17 protein-coding genes are annotated in these 19,107 nt (G+C 51.3%); all 17 read left to right on the plus strand.

Features of this window, described 5'->3' with window-relative positions:
* Nucleotides 1–12: 12 nt before the first annotated feature.
* The 17 genes from C7M51_RS21270 (at nucleotide 13) to tssE (ending at nucleotide 19,106) form a co-directional block, all read left to right on the plus strand.
* A complete protein-coding gene (locus C7M51_RS21270; RefSeq protein WP_160623446.1) occupies nucleotides 13–1,251 on the plus strand; it encodes a DotU family type VI secretion system protein in 1,239 nt (412 codons plus the stop codon).
* A 3-nt stretch (nucleotides 1,252–1,254) separates the two neighbouring features.
* Complete coding sequence (gene tssM, locus C7M51_RS21275; RefSeq protein WP_160623447.1) at nucleotides 1,255–4,899, plus strand: type VI secretion system membrane subunit TssM; 3,645 nt, start codon at nucleotides 1,255–1,257, stop codon at nucleotides 4,897–4,899.
* Between the two features lie 17 nt (nucleotides 4,900–4,916).
* Complete coding sequence (gene tagF, locus C7M51_RS21280; RefSeq protein ID WP_160623448.1) at nucleotides 4,917–5,627, plus strand: type VI secretion system-associated protein TagF; 711 nt, start codon at nucleotides 4,917–4,919, stop codon at nucleotides 5,625–5,627.
* A gap of 17 nt (nucleotides 5,628–5,644) precedes the next feature.
* A complete protein-coding gene (gene tssA, locus C7M51_RS21285; RefSeq protein ID WP_160623449.1) occupies nucleotides 5,645–6,670 on the plus strand; it encodes a type VI secretion system protein TssA in 1,026 nt (341 codons plus the stop codon).
* An 82-nt stretch (nucleotides 6,671–6,752) separates the two neighbouring features.
* A complete protein-coding gene (tssB, locus tag C7M51_RS21290; protein ID WP_160623450.1) occupies nucleotides 6,753–7,280 on the plus strand; it encodes a type VI secretion system contractile sheath small subunit in 528 nt (175 codons plus the stop codon).
* Between the two features lie 2 nt (nucleotides 7,281–7,282).
* Nucleotides 7,283–8,803, plus strand: coding sequence for a type VI secretion system contractile sheath large subunit (gene tssC, locus C7M51_RS21295; RefSeq protein WP_160623451.1), 1,521 nt, complete (start codon nucleotides 7,283–7,285; stop codon nucleotides 8,801–8,803).
* A gap of 151 nt (nucleotides 8,804–8,954) precedes the next feature.
* The gene (locus tag C7M51_RS21300; RefSeq protein ID WP_160623452.1) at nucleotides 8,955–9,350 is read left to right on the plus strand and encodes a lysozyme inhibitor LprI family protein; all 396 of its coding nucleotides are present in this window, start codon (nucleotides 8,955–8,957) and stop codon (nucleotides 9,348–9,350) included.
* A 566-nt stretch (nucleotides 9,351–9,916) separates the two neighbouring features.
* Nucleotides 9,917–10,399, plus strand: a complete 483-nt coding sequence (locus tag C7M51_RS21305; RefSeq protein ID WP_160623453.1) for an Hcp family type VI secretion system effector — start codon at nucleotides 9,917–9,919, stop codon at nucleotides 10,397–10,399.
* Nucleotides 10,400–10,465: 66 nt separating this feature from the next.
* Nucleotides 10,466–11,317 (plus strand): N-acetylmuramidase domain-containing protein, encoded by an 852-nt coding sequence (locus C7M51_RS21310; protein ID WP_160623454.1) that lies wholly within the window; start codon nucleotides 10,466–10,468, stop codon nucleotides 11,315–11,317.
* 9 nt (nucleotides 11,318–11,326) lie between these two features.
* On the plus strand, nucleotides 11,327–11,884 hold the full coding sequence (locus C7M51_RS21315) for a hypothetical protein (RefSeq protein WP_160623455.1): 558 nt from the start codon (nucleotides 11,327–11,329) through the stop codon (nucleotides 11,882–11,884).
* A gap of 434 nt (nucleotides 11,885–12,318) precedes the next feature.
* A complete protein-coding gene (locus tag C7M51_RS21320; protein ID WP_160623456.1) occupies nucleotides 12,319–13,134 on the plus strand; it encodes a lysozyme inhibitor LprI family protein in 816 nt (271 codons plus the stop codon).
* A gap of 148 nt (nucleotides 13,135–13,282) precedes the next feature.
* Entirely contained in the window at nucleotides 13,283–13,570 is a 288-nt protein-coding gene (locus C7M51_RS21325) for a hypothetical protein (RefSeq protein WP_160623457.1), read from the plus strand.
* Between the two features lie 220 nt (nucleotides 13,571–13,790).
* Nucleotides 13,791–15,929 (plus strand): type VI secretion system-associated FHA domain protein TagH, encoded by a 2,139-nt coding sequence (tagH, locus tag C7M51_RS21330; protein WP_160623458.1) that lies wholly within the window; start codon nucleotides 13,791–13,793, stop codon nucleotides 15,927–15,929.
* Complete coding sequence (locus C7M51_RS21335) at nucleotides 15,929–16,723, plus strand: PP2C family protein-serine/threonine phosphatase (protein WP_160623734.1); 795 nt, start codon at nucleotides 15,929–15,931, stop codon at nucleotides 16,721–16,723. Before tagH ends, C7M51_RS21335 begins: the two co-directional genes overlap by 1 nt.
* A 20-nt stretch (nucleotides 16,724–16,743) precedes the next feature.
* The gene (locus C7M51_RS21340; RefSeq protein ID WP_160623459.1) at nucleotides 16,744–17,685 is read left to right on the plus strand and encodes a hypothetical protein; all 942 of its coding nucleotides are present in this window, start codon (nucleotides 16,744–16,746) and stop codon (nucleotides 17,683–17,685) included.
* 19 nt (nucleotides 17,686–17,704) lie between these two features.
* A complete protein-coding gene (locus C7M51_RS21345; RefSeq protein WP_160623735.1) occupies nucleotides 17,705–18,535 on the plus strand; it encodes a type VI secretion system accessory protein TagJ in 831 nt (276 codons plus the stop codon).
* Nucleotides 18,528–19,106 carry a type VI secretion system baseplate subunit TssE gene (tssE, locus tag C7M51_RS21350; RefSeq protein ID WP_160623460.1) on the plus strand — a complete coding sequence of 193 codons (579 nt, stop codon included), beginning with the start codon at nucleotides 18,528–18,530 and terminating at the stop codon, nucleotides 19,104–19,106. The genes C7M51_RS21345 and tssE overlap by 8 nt, the downstream gene beginning before the upstream one ends.
* Nucleotide 19,107: the final 1 nt, after the last annotated feature.

Raw genomic sequence — 19,107 nt, forward strand, 5'->3', positions numbered from 1 at the left:
TGAGCGCTCACCATGCAGGAACGACATGCTACCGGCAGCGATGCCGTCTTTTCCGGTGCCAGCAGTAATAACCCGCTGGTTGCCGCTGCTAACCCTTTGCTGAATGCGATACCGCAAATTCGCCACTCTGTATCGCATGACGATCCCGCCGCGCTGCGCCAGCGCCTGATCGATGAGGTGCGGCATTTTGAAAAAAACAGTCAGCGCGCTGGACTGGCGTATGAGGTGATTGTCGGCGCGCGCTACTGTCTCTGTACCGCGCTGGATGAAGCGGCAGCGCTGACGCCCTGGGGAAGTCGCGGCGTCTGGCCTGGTAATGGCCTGCTGGTGACCTTTCATAATGAAACCTGGGGCGGCGAAAAGTTTTTTCAGCTGCTGGCGAAGCTGTCACAAAACCCGCGTGAGCATATCTTTCTGCTGGAGCTGATCAATTACTGCCTGCTGCTGGGGTTTGAAGGGCGCTACCGGGTCATGGACAACGGGCGCTCGCAGCTGGAAACCATCCGTCAGCGCCTGCTGCAAATGATTCGCGGCGTACGCGGCGACTATCCAGCGCCTCTGTCGCCTCATCCGGTCGATCAGCCGGTGATGCGCAAGATGTGGCGTCCGATGGTGCCGCTCTGGGCCTGCGCGGCGCTGGCCGGATTCCTCGCCTGCCTGCTTTATATCCTGCTCAACTGGCGGCTGGGCGATCATACCAGCCCGGTGCTGGCCTCGGTTTATCAAACGCCGCTGCCGGAAGTGAAAATTCGCAATCCGGCACCGCGTGCGCCAGCGGTGCTGAACCTGCGTGCCTTCCTGCAACCAGAAATTGATGAAGGGCTGGTGGCGGTGCGCGACGAGGCGGATCAAAGCGTGGTCACGCTGAAGGGAGACGGGCTGTTCGCCTCCGGTTCTACCTCCATCAGTGAGCCTTATGAGCCGGTGATCGATCGCATCGCGCAGGCGATGGATAACGTCAGCGGCAGAATTCTGGTGATCGGTTACAGCGATAATGTACCGATCCGCAGCGCCCGCTTTGCCTCTAACTATGAGTTGTCGCTGGCGCGCGCGCAGTCGGTGCGGCTAATGCTGCAAAAACATCTGTCGCAGCCGGGACGCGTCAAGGCGGAGGGGCGTGGCGAAACCAATCCGCTGGCACCTAACAATACGCCAGAGAACCGCGCCCGCAATCGTCGGGTGGAGATCACACTGTTAGTTTCGCCAGCGAATACGCGCGCGGAGCTAAATGGATTGCCGCAAGGGAACTGACCGATGCTGAAATTACTGATTTCTTTTGTCACCAGCCGGTTGATGTGGGGCTTCGTTGGCATCTCTGCCATCTGCTTTATTATCTGGGCGATTGGTCCGCTAATCGCTATTGGTGACTCGCGCCCGCTGGAATCAGAACAGAATCGCCTGATTAGCATTATCGTGATCTATCTGGTCTGGGGCCTGAGCAATCTGCTGCCGCGCCTGTATAACGCCTGGATCAACCGCAAGCTAATGGGCAGCCTGAGCAACACTGAGCAAGCGGGCGAGAGCGATCGTAAACGGCTGCCTGACGAAGAGCAGGTGCTGGCCGAACGTTTTGATGAAGCATCGCATTTGCTGCGTAAGGCACACTTCAATCGTGATGGAGGACGCGCTCCTTTCTGGGCGCAGCGCTTCAGCCGCCAGTATCTTTATCAGCTGCCGTGGTATGTGATTATCGGCGCGCCGGGCGCGGGAAAAACCACCGCGCTGGCTAATTCCGGCCTGCAATTCCCGCTGGCGGATCGCTTTGGTAAAACCGCGCTACGCGGTATTGGCGGCACGCGCAACTGCGACTGGTGGTTTACCAATGAAGCGGTGCTGCTGGATACGGCGGGGCGCTATACCACCCAGGAAAGCCAGCAGGCGCATGATGCCAGCGAGTGGCAAAAGTTTGTCAATCTACTGCGCAAGTATCGCGGACGTCAGCCGATTAATGGCGTCATCATCACCATCAGCATTTCCGATCTGTTAACGCAAACGCCGCAGGAGGCGCAGCAACAGGCGCTTAACCTGCGCCAGCGCCTGATGGAACTGCATGAACAGCTTGGCATTCGTTTTCCGGTTTATGTGCTGGTAACTAAGGCGGATTTGCTGAAGGGATTTCGCCCGTGGTTCTCCCGGCTGGATAAGGTGCAGCGTGAGCAGATTTGGGGCTTCACCTTTCCGTGGGAGCAGGCGAAGCTGGCCGATTTTGATCTGATCGGTGCCTTTACGCAGGAATATGCCCTGTTGCAACAGCGTCTTGATGCTGGCATGGCGGATACCCTGATTATGGAAAGCGATGCGCAGGCACGAGCGGAAAGCTACCTGTTTCCCCAGGAGTTCGCGGCGCTGCGTCCGCTGCTGACGGATTATCTCAGTACCGTCTTTGCCCGTTCCAATTTCGAAACGCAGTTCGCACCACGCGGTATCTATTTCACCAGCGGTACGCAGGAAGGGCTGCCTTTCGATCGCGTAATGGGTGAGCTGAGTCGTGCGCTGCATCTGCCGCGTAACGGTGCGGGGCGCACTAAAGAAGAAGCGGGCAACGGCACCAGCGGTGCCTGGAACAGTATTGATAAAGAAGCGCCGATTCCGGCAGCGAAGGGCCAGAGCTTCTTCCTCAAAGATATGCTGACCAATGTGGTTTTCCAGGAGGCGGGGCTGGCTGGCAGCAATCGCTGGTGGGAACTGCGCAACCGTGCGGTGCTTTGGTCTGGTTACGCGCTACTGCTGGCACTGCTGGTATTCGTTTCGCTGCTGTGGTTTACCAGCTACGGCAACAACAAAAGCTACCTGCGCGAAGTACAGGCGAAGGTGCCGGATGTGGTGGCGCAGAGCAAACAGCTACAGTCGCGTGGCGAAGGCGATCTCTTCTCGCTGCTGCCGTTCCTTAACAGCATATTGAGCCTGCCGGAAAGCAGTGATTTTGACCTGAAACATCCGCCGATAACGCGTCGTATGGGCCTTTATCGCGGTGTTGAAGTCAGCGATGCGACCGAATCGCTGTACCAGAAATCGCTGAAGCAGCTGTTGCTGCCGCAGGTAGCACAGCTGATAACCAACTGGCTGCGCAATGATAACGGCAGCGATGCGGATTACAGTTACGAGGCGCTGAAGGCGTATCAGATGCTCTATCAGCCGCAGCACTATGACGGCAAATTCCTCCACGCCTGGGTAATGCTTAACGTGCGGCGCAACCTGCCGCAGAACATCACGCATTCTCAGCTGCGTCAGCTGGAACGCCACCTGGCACAGCTGCTGGAGACGCAAATTCAGGCTTCGCCCTATGCCAAAGATGACGCGCTGGTAAAGCGCGAGCAGGCGCTGATCAATAAAATGCCGCTTTCCGGGCGCGTTTATGGCCGCCTCAGACGCCTGCTGCTACAGGATGAAAGCCTGAAACCGGTCTCGCTTGCTGATATGGGCGGTCCACAAAGTGAGTTGGTGTTCACTCGCAAAAGCGGCAAGCCGATCGGCGAAGGTATCCCTGGGCTTTATACCCCGGCAGGCTACTGGGAGCGCTTTGATAAAAACATCAATACGGTCACCGCCGCGCTGCACAAGGATGATATCTGGGTATTGGGCCGGGCGTCAGTTGATGAGGATAAACCGCAAACGGATAAGGCGGTGCGCCAGCTTTATATGAACGACTTTATGCGTCAGTGGGACGCGCTGTTGAGCGATATTGAACTCAGCAGCAGCGCCGATCTGTCGCAGCGTATCAACAGCGCTCGCCTGCTCTCCAGCAGCAGTTCGCCGCTGCGTAAGCTGGTCATTAACCTCAGCCGTTATCTGGTGTTGGAGCCGCTACCAACAGATGACGATAAGCCCTCAGCGAGCGAGCAGGTTAACAATGCAACCCGCACGCTGGAGGCGCTGTTCCGTACGCAGCGGCCAACGCATGCCGCCGCGCTTCAGGAGCAAACGCCGGAACAACGCGTGACTGAGCACTATGCGCCGATTATCGAGCTGGCGCAGCCGCTGGAACAGGGCGGTAAAACTATCGCCTTTGATGATTTTATTAAGCAGCTTGATGAGCTTTACCGCTATCTGACGGCGGTTCAGGATGCTGCCAACAGCGGCATGCCGCCGCCTTCCGGCGAGGCGATCAGCCGTTTGCAGGCCAGCGCCGGACGGCTGCCAGGCTCGCTGCAAAATATGTTCACCCATATGGCGGTGGGTGCCAGCAGCGATGCTCAACGGCGCGATATGGAAAATGTTCGTAAGCGTATCAATGTTGAGGTTGGCACCTTTTGCCGCCAGGCCATCGCCGGACGCTATCCGCTCTCTCGTCGTGGAAGAAGTGAGGTGACGCCGGACGATCTGGCGCGCATGTTTGCACCGGGCACCGGCCTGATGGACGCCTTCTTTCGCGATAACCTGGCAATGAAGGTTGATACCACCCGTTCGAGCTGGCGTTTTATGCCCGGCATTGACGGCAAAAGTCTGCCCGGCGGTGAAGCGCTGCTGCGGCCTTTTCAGCAGGCGCAGAGTATCCGCGATGCCTTTTTTGCCAACGGCGCGAACACGCCATCATTCCGCGTCACTATTCGTACCGTTCGTATGGACAACGATATCCTTAATCTGACGCTGGATGTAGACGGGCAGGTGCTGCGTTACAGCCATGGCCCGCAGGCGGTACAGCTGATGAGCTGGCCCGGCAGCGGCAGTACGCGGCAGGTGCGGATGCAGTTAGGGCTGGTGGATGGCACCACCTCCACGCTGGTAACCAACGGCGCCTGGGCGCTCAACCGTTTTTTTGACCGCGCCGCGCTCTCTGCGGGCAGCAACAGCCTGAGCCGTCAGGCGACATTCAACGTCGATGGACATCTTGTCACGCTGGAGTTTACGCCGAACAGCATACGTAATCCGTTTCAGCTTCCCGGCTTTTCCTGTCCATGAACGCAAGGAAATAGATCATGAGCCACTCACCTGCGATCGGCTGGTATGGGAAATTGCCCAGCGCCGGTGACTTTTTACAGCGCCGTTTTCCTGAAGCGCTATCCCGTCAGTGGACCCACTGGTTTCAGGTGGGATTGATGAACTGGCAGAAAAATGAAGAACAGCGATCCGATGAGGCGCAGCGCTTCGCTAAAGCGCCGGTATGGAATTTCGTCGTGCCGCCGATGCTGGGCAGCCAGCTGGTGCAGATGGGCTGCCTGCTGCCAGCGCGTGACAGCGTGGGGCGTCAGTATCCGGTTTGTGCGCTGCACAGTTTCACGCCTGCCGAATGGACCAACGGACGTCTGACACAGGCGGGCGACTGGTATCAGCAGCTGGGGCGCACGCTGCTTCTGGCGGTGCAGGACGGCTACTCCGCCGCCGAACTTGATGGTGCGCTGCTGGCGATTCCGGCCCCGCCGGAGCCAGCCGTACAGCAGCGATCCGATATCCTGGAGGTTATCGGCTATGGCGACAATGTCACCAACCTGAACTGGTCGCTGGTGGCGGAACGCTTCGATCCACAGCGCTATACCAGCTTCTGGTGGACCAACCAGACCGATGGCTATCCGCTCTACACCCATCTGCACAGCGGCAACTTCACCAGCCAGCTTTTTTCGTTGTTGTTCGATCCCGCTGGAGGGGCCAGGCCAGGCCGCCACGGACTCTATCCGCCTATGTTTGATTAACCGATATTGAGGACGCGATGAATATCGATGCGCTATTAGCCCCGGTAAGCAGTGACAAGCCGTGCGGGGAAAACCTGGAATATGATGCCGATTATATGGCGATGCTACAGGCGTGCGAAGGTAAAGCGGAACAGCAGTTCGGCGACACAATTATCCCTGCCGAGCCTGCCGACTGGAACAAAGTTGAACGGCTGGCGACCGATCTGCTTTCCCGCACCAAAGACCTGCGGGTGATGTTAGCGCTTACTCACGCCTGGACGCAGATGAAAGGGCTGCCGGGCTATGCCAGCGGCCTGAAGCTGATCGAGCAGTCGCTGCTGCTTTACTGGGAACCGCTCTGGCCGTTGCTGGAGGAAGACGGTGAGCACGATCCTTTCTATCGCATCAACGCGCTGGCGGCGCTGGGTGATAAATCGACGCTGACCTCTGCGCTACGTCAGGCCCCGCTTTTACGCACCGCGGTCGATCAAATCTCCCTGCGCGACGCCTGCTCGCTGCTGGACGGTAGCAAAGTTGAAATTCCTGACTATCCCGGCGGACGCCCCAGGCTGAGCGATGAGCTGGCACGGGGCGAACAACCCGGTATTGAAGCGATATTGCAGATAAGTGAGCGTTTGCAAACAATTCGCGAAACCCTGACTGAGCACCTTGGTGAAAGCGGCGTGCCAGAGATGGGACAGCTACAGAAAACCATCAGTCTGGTAGCTCAGGCGTGTCAAACAACAGACTTAGGTGCGCTGCTGGCAACCGTAACCGGCGGTGAAGCCGCAGCGCCTTCTGCACCGAAAGCCAGTGTGCCAGCCGCGCCACAGCCGCAGGCGCATACCGACTGGCGTAGCTGTGAAATTAATTCGCGATCTGAAGCGCAGCTAATGCTGGAAAAAGTAAAAAACTATTTTTCCCGTTACGAGCCCAGCCATCCGGCTCCGCTAATGATCGAACGAGTCCAGCGGGTTATCGAACTCGATTTTATGGAAATGATTCGCGACCTTGCGCCCGATGGCGTACAGCAGCTGGAAAATCTGTTTGGCCGCCGCGAATAAGTAAGCCGCAGCCCCCTCTACGGCAGTCTGGCAAGCGCGCCTGCTGCTAACTTTTTACCGCGCAAATCCGATGGAGAGCATCATGGCATTAGCAAAATCCAGCGGGCAAAAATTTATCGCCCGCAACCGCGCTCCGCGCGTACAGATTGAGTACGACGTGGAGATTTATGGCGCAGAGCGCAAGATCCAGCTGCCGTTCATTATGGGCGTAATGGCTGACCTGGTGGGTAAACCGGTCGATCCGCAGCCGAGCGTTGATGAACGCAAATTCCTTGAAATTGATATCGACAATTTTGATGAACGTATGAAGGCGCTGAAACCGCGTGTCGCTTTCCAGGCAGAAAATACCCTGACTGATGAAGGGCGGCTGAATATCGATCTGACATTCGAAAGCATGGAAGATTTCTCGCCGGATGCGGTTGCACGCAAAGTCGAGCCGTTAAATAAAATGCTGGAAGCCCGTACTCAGCTTTCGAACCTGCTGACCTATATGGACGGTAAAAACGGCGCGGAGGAGCTGATCGCAAAAATTTTGCAGGACCCCACGTTGCTGAAGTCGCTGGGGCATCTGGCGAAATCGGATGAAGCAGCAAAAGGTGATGAGGAATAATTATGAGCAAATCATCACAGCAACGACATCAACAACAGCAGCAACAGCAACAGGCACAGCAGCAAACCTGGAGCCAGGATGAATTCAGCGCGTTGCTGAACAAAGAGTTTCGTCCGAAAAGCGACCAGGCGCGCGCTGCGGTAGAAAGCGCGGTGAAAACGCTGGCGCAGCAGGCGCTGGAAAACAGCGTCACCGTTTCTAACGACGCTTACCGCACCATTCAGTCGCTGATCGCTGAGATCGATGAAAAGCTATCGCGTCAGGTTAACCAGATCATTCATCACGAAGATTTTCAGAAGCTGGAAGGCGCGTGGCGCGGGCTGAGCTATCTGGTTAATAATACTGAAACTGATGAGATGCTGAAAATCCGCTTTATGAGCATCTCTAAGCAGGAGCTGGGACGTACGCTAAAACGCTATAAAGGCGTAGGCTGGGATCAAAGCCCGATCTTCAAAAAAATCTATGAAGAAGAATATGGGCAGTTCGGCGGCGAGCCGTTTGGCTGCCTGGTTGGTGATTACTATTTTGATCACAGCCCGCCGGATGTGGAACTGCTGAGCGAGATGGCGCGCATTGGCGCGGCGGCGCACTGTCCGTTTATTACCGGTGCAGCACCGAGTGTGATGCAGATGGAAACCTGGCAGGAGCTGGCGAACCCGCGCGATCTGACCAAGATTTTCCAGAACACCGAATATGCTGCCTGGCGCAGCCTGCGTGAGTCGGAAGATGCGCGTTACCTGGGGCTGGTGATGCCGCGCTTCCTGTCGCGTCTGCCGTATGGTATCCGTACCAATCCGGTGGACAGCTTCGATTTTGAAGAAGAAACCGAGGGCGCGAACCACAGTAACTATACCTGGACCAACGCCGCTTACGCGATGGCGGCTAACATCAACCGCTCGTTCAAAGAGTACGGTTGGTGTACCTCTATTCGCGGTGTGGAATCGGGGGGAGCGGTGGAAAACCTGCCGTGTCACACCTTCCCCAGCGATGATGGCGGCGTGGACATGAAGTGCCCGACGGAAATCGCCATCAGCGATCGCCGTGAAGCCGAGCTGGCAAAAAACGGCTTTATGCCGCTGGTGCATCGCAAGAACTCAGACTTTGCTGCATTTATTGGCGCGCAGTCTTTGCAGAAACCGGCTGAGTATCACGACGCCGATGCTACCGCCAATGCGCGTCTTGCCGCTCGTCTGCCATATTTGTTTGCCTGCTGCCGCTTCGCTCACTACCTGAAGTGTATCGTGCGCGACAAAATTGGTTCTTTCCGCGAACGCGAAGATATGGAGCGCTGGCTGAACGACTGGGTGATGAATTATGTGGATGGCGATCCGGCCAACTCTTCGCAGGAAAGCAAAGCGCGTAAGCCGCTGGCTTCGGCGGAAGTGATGGTTACGGAAATCGAAGATAATCCTGGCTACTACGCTGCGAAATTCTTCCTGCGTCCACACTATCAGCTGGAAGGGTTAACCGTTTCGCTGCGCCTGGTTTCTAAACTGCCTTCACTGAAAACCAACGATGCGTAACTAAAGAGCCGGGCGGCAACGCCCGGCGCTAAAATTAGTGATTTGCAGGTTTTCGTATAAACCTGAAAATAATGCTACCAGACTGTTTTCTGTAATCCGGCTTTTTATCAGCAGGTTAGTAAATAATAACCTATGAAATTAGATAAATAACATGAAGAAAATATCAACCGTGCTACTTAGTTCTCTTTTATTCGTTTCTTTAAGCGCTTTCAGTGCTAATCAATACCAGACCGGGGAAAACAATTCTGACGTAAGCTGCAAAATTCAGGCGGCAAAGGGGGCTGAGGCAGAACTACATCAGGCTTATACCCAGGCAAGGGAAAGAATTACCGCTTCTTTGGAGGTAGATAAAAATTTACTGGCAGAACATTTGTTATTACTTCACGATTCTCAAACAGGATGGTTAAAGTATCGTGATGGACAATGTAAAATAGAGGCATTCATCGCTGAGGTACAATCTGTTGCTTATGAAGTAATCAAAAAAGGTTGCATAGAAAAATTAAATAAAGACAGAATTTACCAGTTAAATAATATGCCTTATGAATAGTGGTTTTTACTATGTAAGTGAGAAGATAAAATCTAAAAATAATTTTTAAATTTTATCTTTCTGTATGTGAATTTAGCCGCCATAGTAATTATAGTGATAATTAATAATTCGTCTGCCATATAACCGAGTTCATGAGGACTAACCTCACCATAGTTAAAGAAAAATATATATCTAAAATAAAATTAGATGCTGCATATAAAAAATAATAACAAAGATAAAAATATTGAGTATATAAATGTTATTTTCATAGAGTTACCCATATTTATATGAGGTGGCTAAATATGCATTTTAATACTATTTACGTAAGTATGGCTGAGATAAAAAATAAGATATTGCTCTTTCATGGTTTTTTCCTAACCATATCTGATAATGACCAACAATTATAAAAATGCACACTTATTGATTACAATACACACAAAACTAAATTGTTTAATTAAAGATTTTGCATAGATATTTATTTCTGTGCGGAAACCAGGCAAATGCGAATGTGTTTTTTTTAAATGCATTTTTAATTGCCATGTTTATATATTAACTGAATAAATACTTTACAAAAGGAGTGAAGTTTTATGGCTATTGATATGTTCATGAAAGTTGATGGCGTTACCGGTGAGTCGCAGGACTCAAATCATAAAGGATGGACGGATATCAATTCTTTTTCCTGGGGCGCTGCTCAGCCAGGTAATATGGCTGTCGGCGGCGGAGGTGGTGCAGGGAAAGTAAACTTTAAGGATTTACAAGTTACTGCTTTAATTGATAAATCAACTACTGCAATTTTAAAACATTGTTCTAGCGGAAAACACCTTACTAAAGTTGAAGTATCAGTATGTAAAGCTGGTGGTCAACAGGTAGAATACGCGCGTATTACACTTGAAGATGTCTTGGTTACAAATATCGAGTATACCGGTGCAGATAACGGTGATACGGTCGGTGTTAACTACACGTTCCAGGCATCTCGTGTGAAACAACAATATTGGGAACAAACTGCTTCCGGTGGTAAAGGTGCTGAAAGCAGTGCAGGCTGGAATATTAAAGAAAATAAAGAGATGTAATCTGTCGGCACCTTCTCATAGGAGAAGGTGCTTCATCTAATATTTTCTTTATAAGAGGTTAAACATATGGCCAGAATTAATGAGTCAGTAGGGAAAGGTCAGCGTAATTTATATGGGGATGTTATTACAGTACAAACTTTGCTGAATAAAAATAGCAAAATAACAACCCCGGGAACTAAGTTAGTGGTTGATGGAGCTATTGGTCAAAAAACTATCGCTAGAATAATCATGTTTCAAAAGGAAGTGGTTAAACTCCTTCAGCCTGATGGAGTTATTTCTCCCAACGGAATAACAATGAGAAATTTGGTTTTACATTCTTCTTTTCATACAAACATGGATAATAGTCCTCGGGCTAACAGTATCAGCCATGATCAATACGTAAAGGCTGCACGAATTCTATCTTGCGAAGTAGCTGCTATAAAGGCAGTTGTTCTTTCCGAAACACCGAGAGGTGCTTTTGATGAAAAAGGGCGTCCAATTATTTTGTATGAGCGACATTATTTTCATTGTTTGACAAAAGGGAAATATGACTCTAACCCTAAAATTTCTCATAAAAGTGCGGGAGGCTATGGTAAATATAGTGAGCAATATATAAAATTATACGAGGCTATTAAGCTTGATAAAAATGCCGCATTAAGATCAGCTTCTTGGGGAGCATTCCAAATAATGGGGAATAATTATAAAAAAGCAGGGCATCATAATATTGAGTCATTTATAGAGGCAATGAATACAATAGAAGGACAACTGGATGCTTTTATAAATTTTATTCTTAACACACCCTCTTTGAAATATGCTTTGCAAAATAAGCAATGGGCCACTTTTGCTGCTATTTATAATGGTCCAAAGTATAAAGAAAATAACTATGATGTTAAAATGGCTCGCAATTATAGATTGGCTTTGGAATTAAATTCTTACTAAGGTGAACATATGAAAAAAATACTAATTATGCTGTCATTATTCCTTCCGTTTACGGTTTTTTCAGAAATAAAAATTAATACAACTGATCCATCTGTTTATGAAAAAGAAATTTTTGCTGCTGCAAAAAACTCTAATATTTTAGGGGGCGTGCCGATTGATAAGCAGAGTTTTCAGATAAAAGATAATAACAATACGGTAGGCGTCTTTATTGCAGGAAAAGGCTTTAATGCGAATGATGATACAGTTTGTTTTGTTGGTTGGGTTAGTGGCAAAGAAAAAACTGTAAAACTGATACCGACAATTGGTTACGGTAATTGGGAAGCTGAAACTTGCTTAAATACTGAAGCAGTAAGTTTGATCCCCTATGATAACAGGAATATATTGGCTGTTATATATAAAATCGGCTCCCCAAATGCTACTGGCTATGAGACAGTCATCTTTAAAATCAATGAGGAGCATTTGATTGTCGATGATGAACTTACAAATAGATTTGGATCGGAAGGTATAAAAACCATTAAAGATTTGAGAAATTTGATAAATGGAAAAGGATATGTAGAAAATAAATAACTAGCTATCGATTAAAATAAACCGAGGCGACATCTAATTAATTAGATGCTATTAAATTACTATTTGTAAAAAATTAAAATAATCATTAAGCTTCTATTTTAGCTGAATTTTAATTGTGCTTTGGCGGTATGGTGTCACTTAAATAAATAGATTTCGCCTTTTCTATGTAATATGTTTATTTGTTAAAGTAATCGTACTTATAATAAATTTTATAAATCTATGATAATAAAGTTATTTTTTTGAATGCTGCTATTTATTATGAAATTTATATAATCCTATTATGCTTATATGGCCTCTTTGAGAACAACATAATTTAATAGAGCGATAAGAAGATTAGATGCACGCATTGTTAACCAGTCGCCCTGTCTTTGGAAAAAATAAAAAAAGTACCTAACAGATTACTATGATTTGTTTTTTTACCAGGAATAGTATTTATGCCGAGTAAGCTAAGTTGTTTTAATACCAAATGTTTAGTTTTAATGTCGTTTATTTATACTGCCTCAGTACAAGCAGCGGAAATATACATTGATAATTTTGTTGGTAAGTGGCAGGTTCAAAGCGTACACATTGATACTCAACGAACAAGTCGCTCATCTGTTTCAGTCGAAGATCCCATGCTGATTGGGCGAACGCTAACCTTTACACATGAAAAAATCGCGGGTAAATACCTAAGCGATCCTGGCTGCGAGCGCCCGGTATTAATTCCACAGTCTGAAACCTCGCTCAATAAACTATTGGCTTTAACTACCGGACAGGAAGGACGGGTAGATTTAGCAAAAGATTATTTATTAGAGGAGCAGGGAAACAGTAGTGTTATACCTTTTTTGATTAACTGCTCCAGCGGTATCGTTGGCCCTTCAGTTGAAAATACAGGCAATTGGCTGGCAATGCTGGACAAACACACAATGCTTATCAACTGGGATGATAATTCATTACTGAAATTACAAAAAGTATTGCCTGGTACACCCGTAGAGCCTTCTTTCAACTGCCAGGATGCAGAAAACATTACTGCAAAAACTATCTGTAAATCCTTTGATTTAGCTGCCTGGGATCGTAGCGTTGCTGCTGCCTATGAGATAGTGGAATTCCAGATAAAAAATATCGGTGTTGACGTTACTGAATCATTATCAGCTCTTAACAAAGAACAGCGAGAGTGGCTTGCTGAGAGAAATCAATGCAAAGATGATCGACGCTGTATTGAAGGGAAGATGGTTGCTCGCGTCAGTAATTTAATGGCACAAGCCAATTAGCAGATGACGGTTTTTTATTTTTAGGTTGAGCTACCTGTCAACGTTTTACGCTGGTAAAAGAACTTTAATTAAAGATTTAAAATTTTATGAAGACTGACAATTATTTATATTTTCTTCTAAAGTTAATTTTGAATACCAGAAGGCTAAGATGAAAGGTCGTTATAAGATATTTTTATTGCTTTTCTATGTGATTGGCCTGGTAGCTCTTTGTTTGTTATCTGTAGATAAATACTCATGGATGAGTGAGATAGATCCTTCTGTGGTTTCTGGCTCAATAATAGATAACTCAAAAAATAGCAAAGTTATTAATTTTCTGTTGTTTTTAGTCTTGATGTTATCCCAGTTAATACTCTTTATTTTTGAGAAAAGACGTAAGTGGCGAACTGTTTCTTTTTTACTGGTTTTTATAGCCATAATGGTTTATGCACTTTTTTAGTGTATTAAATTTAGATGTCTGCCGGGCAGCGTTTTTTTAGATAAAAACTATGCCTAAAAACTGGCGCTGCTTTACTAAATAAACTTTGCTTTTTTGTACATTACTCTTTGTGCCATTTCTAACGACAATACCGTGATTTTCATATCGCTATTCAAACCTCGCTGGTTTTATTAAGACCCGCGCGGTTTGAACGCCAATATCTCAAACGCAGGAAACGGTTATGCGCTTTACGATTATAACGATTAAACCGGGGCACCAGCCGCCGCAAAGTAGCTGTGATTTTTCACCGCCCGGCGGCACGATTGGCCGTGGGGTAGATAACAACCTGGTGCTGCCCGATAACGACCGCACAATATCGCGTTTGCAGGCGATTGTGCATGTCAGTGCCGCTGGCGAATGCCGAATTACCAACCGTGGCAACGTGACGCGCGTTGAGCTGAATGATATTCCGCTGGAGCGCGGTCGTGAGGTTGAATTACAGGATGGCGATATTCTCGGCATTGATGAATATCGTCTCCTGGTTAGCGATCCTGCCGCTGCGAGGCAACCTACCGCTCAGGGCGCTGCACCCATAGCCCGCCCTGTGGCACAGGCCGCAGCGCCGCAGGCTCGTCCAATAGCGCAAGCCACTGAACAGGCACCCCGTCCAGCGGCACAGGTTGCCGATCCTTTAGCTCGTCCGGCAGCTCAGACGGCTCGTCCAATAGCGCAGGCAACTGAACCGACAGTTGCTCCCGCAGCGCAAATTGCCGATCCGTTAGCGTACCTGGCAGACGAGGCGATCGCACCAGAACCGAATCCGGCACCGACGGCATCGGTTATGCCTCAGCCTGAAGCTGCGCCAGCGGAGCCTGTTGGCAACACGGCAGCAGTGCCCAGCGAAATCTGGGATAGCCTGGCAAAAGAGTTCTCTATATCTGACAGCATCTCCGCCAGTCCCGCTGACGGAGTCGCGGCATTGGATGGCGCGCATCCACTGACTGCACCACAGGCGGAAAATCGTAATCCGGAAAATCCGCTGGCGCAGTTTGAGGCCATGGAATCCCTTAGCCTCGATCGTCGTGATAAAACGCCTGATTCACTGTTCGAAAAAGATGAGCTGTTTCAATCAGACAGCATTTTTAATGACAGCACGCCCAGCACCTTAATGCAGTCCCCGGCTGAAAAAATGCCGCAGCCGGAAAGCAAAACGGAGGATAGCGATCCGCTGGCGCTGTTTGGTGCTGGCGCTGCCGCCTCGTCTCAGCTAGACAGTGACGATCCGCTTGGCCTGATGATGAGCGGTGCGGTGCCGCTGTCACATCCTGATGACGAGCCGTCAGCCGCCTCCCCGGAAATGAACGCGGCACCGTCGGTCATCTATATGCCGCCACCGGAGGAAACACCGGTCGCCGCGCCGGTCACTTCCGCGCCTGAAACGGATTTGTTCAGCGGTCTGGGTGATATCAGCGGTTCGCCGCTGTTTCTTGATGAGCCACCGCCCGCAGCCAAAGACGCTGGTGCGATGAATAAACCGCAGCCGGACGTGTCGCCGTATGCGCCTTCTGTGGCGGCACAGACAGAAACGGATTTCGAGCCCTCTGCGCCACCAGCGCCTGAAGCCCCGGACTACAGCGGTATTACATTGCCGACGCCGCAGGCGGTACAGCGCAGTGCCGCGCCGCCGCCGAAAGGGCGCTTGCGTATCGATCCGGTTTCTACCTCCAGCAAACAGCCACAGCCAACTTCCGCCAGCGGTGAAACGCTCCAGGGCGAACTGTTACAGGCGCTGCTGGATGGCATGGGGCTGAACGATATGCAGCCCACGCCGCATTTTGATGGGGAAAATATGCAACAGCTGGGGCAGATGCTCGGCATGTTCTCGCAGGGGACGGTAGCGCTGCTGTCGTCGCGATCGATCCTTAAGCGCGGCGTTAAGGCAGATATGACCGTCATTCTTGATGATGCGAATAACCCGTTCAAGCTGTTGCCATCGGGAAAAACCGTGCTGATGCAGATGTTCGGTAGCCGTATGCCAGGCTTTATGCCGCCAAAGCAGGCGGTGCGCGATGCGCTGGTCGACTTGCAGGCGCACCAGCTGGGCATGATCGCCGGTATCCGCGCGATTATTGCGGCGATGCTGCAATCGTTTAATCCGCAGCAGCTGGAAGAGGAGGCCCGTCAGGAAGGCGTCACCTCACGCCTGTCGCTGCGCGGCAGCCGTAAGGCGGCGCTGTGGGAATATTTTACCCGTCGCTATAACGAAACGGCTGGCGAAATTGAAGATGACTTCCACACGCTGTTCGGCGAAGCCTTTTTGCACGCTTACGACATGGAAGTTAACCAGTATAAAGATTCACAGACCTCCACGGACGAATGATGAATATCACCCTTGCCTCAATGTCGAATCAGGGATCGCGCGAGAGCAACCAGGATCAGACCGGCGATATCGTGGGCGATCGCTCAGCCTGTTTTGTCGTCTGCGACGGCGTTGCCGGTTTTCCCGGTGGCGACCTGGCTGCGAAGCTGGCGCGTAACACCATTATTGAGCAGTTTGACGGCGCGGAGCATCTCGATGCGCAGCAGATTCGGCTGTACGTTAACAATGCCAATCGGGCAATTCGTCAGCAGCAGAAAAAAGAACGCGACTACAGCCGTATGGGCACCACGCTGGTCAGCCTGTTTATCGATCGCGATTATCAGCTGGCCTGCTGGGCGCACGCGGGCGACAGCCGCCTCTATCTCTTCCGACGCGGCTATCTCTATTACGTCACCACCGATCACAGCCTGATCCAGCAAATGAAGGATGCCGGGCATCAAACCGAAGGAATTAACAGCAATTTGCTCTATTTCGCGCTGGGCATGGGCGATGAGGAACGCGATGCCAGCTACAGCGATATCGTACCGCTTGAAGATGGCGATGCGTTTTTGCTCTGTACTGATGGCTTCTGGCACGGCGTTTCACAGCAGCAGATGCAGCAGTCGCTGCATATGGTCAAAACCCCGGAAGAGTGGCTGACGCTGATGCATCAGGCGATAAAAAATAATGAAGAACAGCAGGAAGGAGAGCAGGACAACTACAGTGCTCTGGCCGTTTGGATCGGATCGCCACAGGACACTACGCTGCTGCATTCCCTCTCTGAAGCGGCGCAGTTTATCCCTCTTCGCGATTAATAATTAGACAAAGGAACGTTATGAAATATTGGTTAACCGGCGTGTTAACACTGCTGATGGCCTCCAGCACCTGGGCGCAAAACTACAACATTGCCTCTTCCCGTACCAAAAATCTCGATGTGTGGATCGATAACGTCAGAGGGCAGGACGCGCAGGACTGGTGCGCGCGTCAGGTGCCGCTGCGCATCGTATTAAAAGGCGATAAATCGCCTACCGTGTTGAATGATTTTCTGCCGAAAGTCGGCGCGCTGATGGTGCGTGACTGTAGCAAGCTAAAAACACTGAACTGGCAAACGGAAGATGCGCTGGGCAGAAAGCTGGCGACAGGGACAGCGGAAAAAGCCAGTGGCTGGAGAGTCAAGGTCGTTGCGGAAACGCCTGTGATTCGACCGGAAGCGCTTTCGCCGTTAGCGGATACCACGCCCTGGCTACAGTTCAGCCTGCTTGATGGTTGCTATTTCCGTACCTGGTGGCGCGAAGAGGATCGTACCGCCGCCCTGTTTATCCCGGAAACGGAAGAATTAACCTGTAACGCAGATGGTTGGCTGAGCGGGCAAAGCCAGCTGGTGCGCCTCGAACACGGCGAGGAAAAGCAACAGCCCGTCACCTTTCTTGACGGCTTCCCGGTTATTGGACTGGTGGCGAACAGCGACAAACATGCGTTGCAAATCACCACCGTTAACAACGAGCGAATGGTGCTGGCGGATGAGCGTTCGCCGCAGAGTTGGATGATTCTGCCCTGGTCCTCCAGCCTTAACAGCTGGCAGGCAACCGGTGCGGTAGCGGTGCAGATCAGCCCGGAAGAAGAAAACGATGAAAGCGCGCTAAAGGCGCGCCTGAGCGAGGTGCGTAAGGTCTGGATCGGCTATCTCAGCGACGCGCCGTTAACGCTGTTGCTGGTGGATGAACTGCATCCACAGCTGAAAGATCCGGCTGCTGGAGCCTGGCGCACTATCAAATAACTTACCGGGAGAGAGCGTGATGAATTCTTTAAATCAACTGCTGGCGGGAAGGTCGCTGGATGAAACGCTGACGCATGTCGAGGCGCAAATTAAGGCCGCGCCGGGTGATGCCGATCTGCGAGCCGCTTTTGTACAGCTACTCTGCCTGGCGGGGAACTGGACGCGTGCGCAGACGCAGCTTAAGCCCTGGCTGGCGCTGAAGCCGCAGGCACAGCCAACCGTTACGCTGCTGGAGCAGGCGATCTGCGGTGAGCTACAACGCGCGGCGGTTTTTGCCGGACAGGCGCAGCCACGTATGCCGGGCGATGCCTGGCGCTGGGCGGAACAGCTGCTCGCCGCGTTGCAGGCCGATCTTCACGGCGAACGGGAGCGGGCTGAAGCGTTGCGCAACGCCGCGCTGGAGGAAGCGGCGTTAAACCCAGGCAGCGCGTTGATGCGGGATGAGGAACAGGCGCAGCCTTTCGGCTGGCTGGCGGATGGAGATAGCCGTCTTGGCCCGATCTGCGAAATGGTGGTGAATGGCAATTATTTCTGGGTGCCGTTCAGCGCCATCGTCGAGATGCGCTTTCAGGCACCGGTTAGCGTAACCGATCTGGTGTGGCGGCATACGCTGGTGCGGCTGGTGGATGGAAACGAGCAGGTGTGTCAGGTGCCGGTGCGCTATCCCTTCACCGCAGAGACGAAAGATGCGCTGCGGCTGGCGTGCCTGACCGAATGGCAGCCGCTGGACGATGGGCAGCAGCACTATATTGGCCAGGGGCAAAAAGTGTTTCTCAATGATAAAGATGAGTTTTCGCTGTTAAGCCTGGAGACGCTGACTTTCGCTGCCAGCGATATGGTCGATGCGTAACGACGACAAACGCCAGCACGGCGACAGTGGCGAGCTGCTGCGTGGCGGCTATCGTCATCGCAAGGATCAAAGCAGCCTCAACGTGCGCGATAAGCTACAGCCGTCGCTGCTGGATCGTCTGACGGATCTTGAGCCTGCTAAGCGTCAGGAGAGCGCCAGCCAGCGGCTGATTTCGCACAGTACGCTTCGGCGTCATGTGCTGCGCGATCTGCAATGGCTGTTCAACACCATTAACAACGAAGCGCAGCACGATCTGGACGCGTTTGCCGAAGTACGCCGCTCGGTGCTGAACTTCGGCGTTTCGCCGCTGGCGGGACAACGTATGTCAGATATTGAATGGAACGATGTCCAGAGCAAGCTGACCGAGGCGATCGTTAATTTTGAGCCGCGTATTTTACCGCAGGGCTTACAGGTGCGCTGTATCTCCGATACCAAATCCCTCGACCTGCACAACGTTCTGTCGATTGAAATTAAAGGCCGTCTGTGGTGCGTGCCTTATCCGCTGGAGTTTCTGTTCCGCACCGATGTGGATCTGGAAAACGGCTATTTTGAGCTGAAAGATGTAGGTTAAG

This window comes from Mixta intestinalis (genome assembly GCF_009914055.1).
In the GTDB taxonomy this organism is placed as follows: domain Bacteria; phylum Pseudomonadota; class Gammaproteobacteria; order Enterobacterales; family Enterobacteriaceae; genus Mixta; species Mixta intestinalis.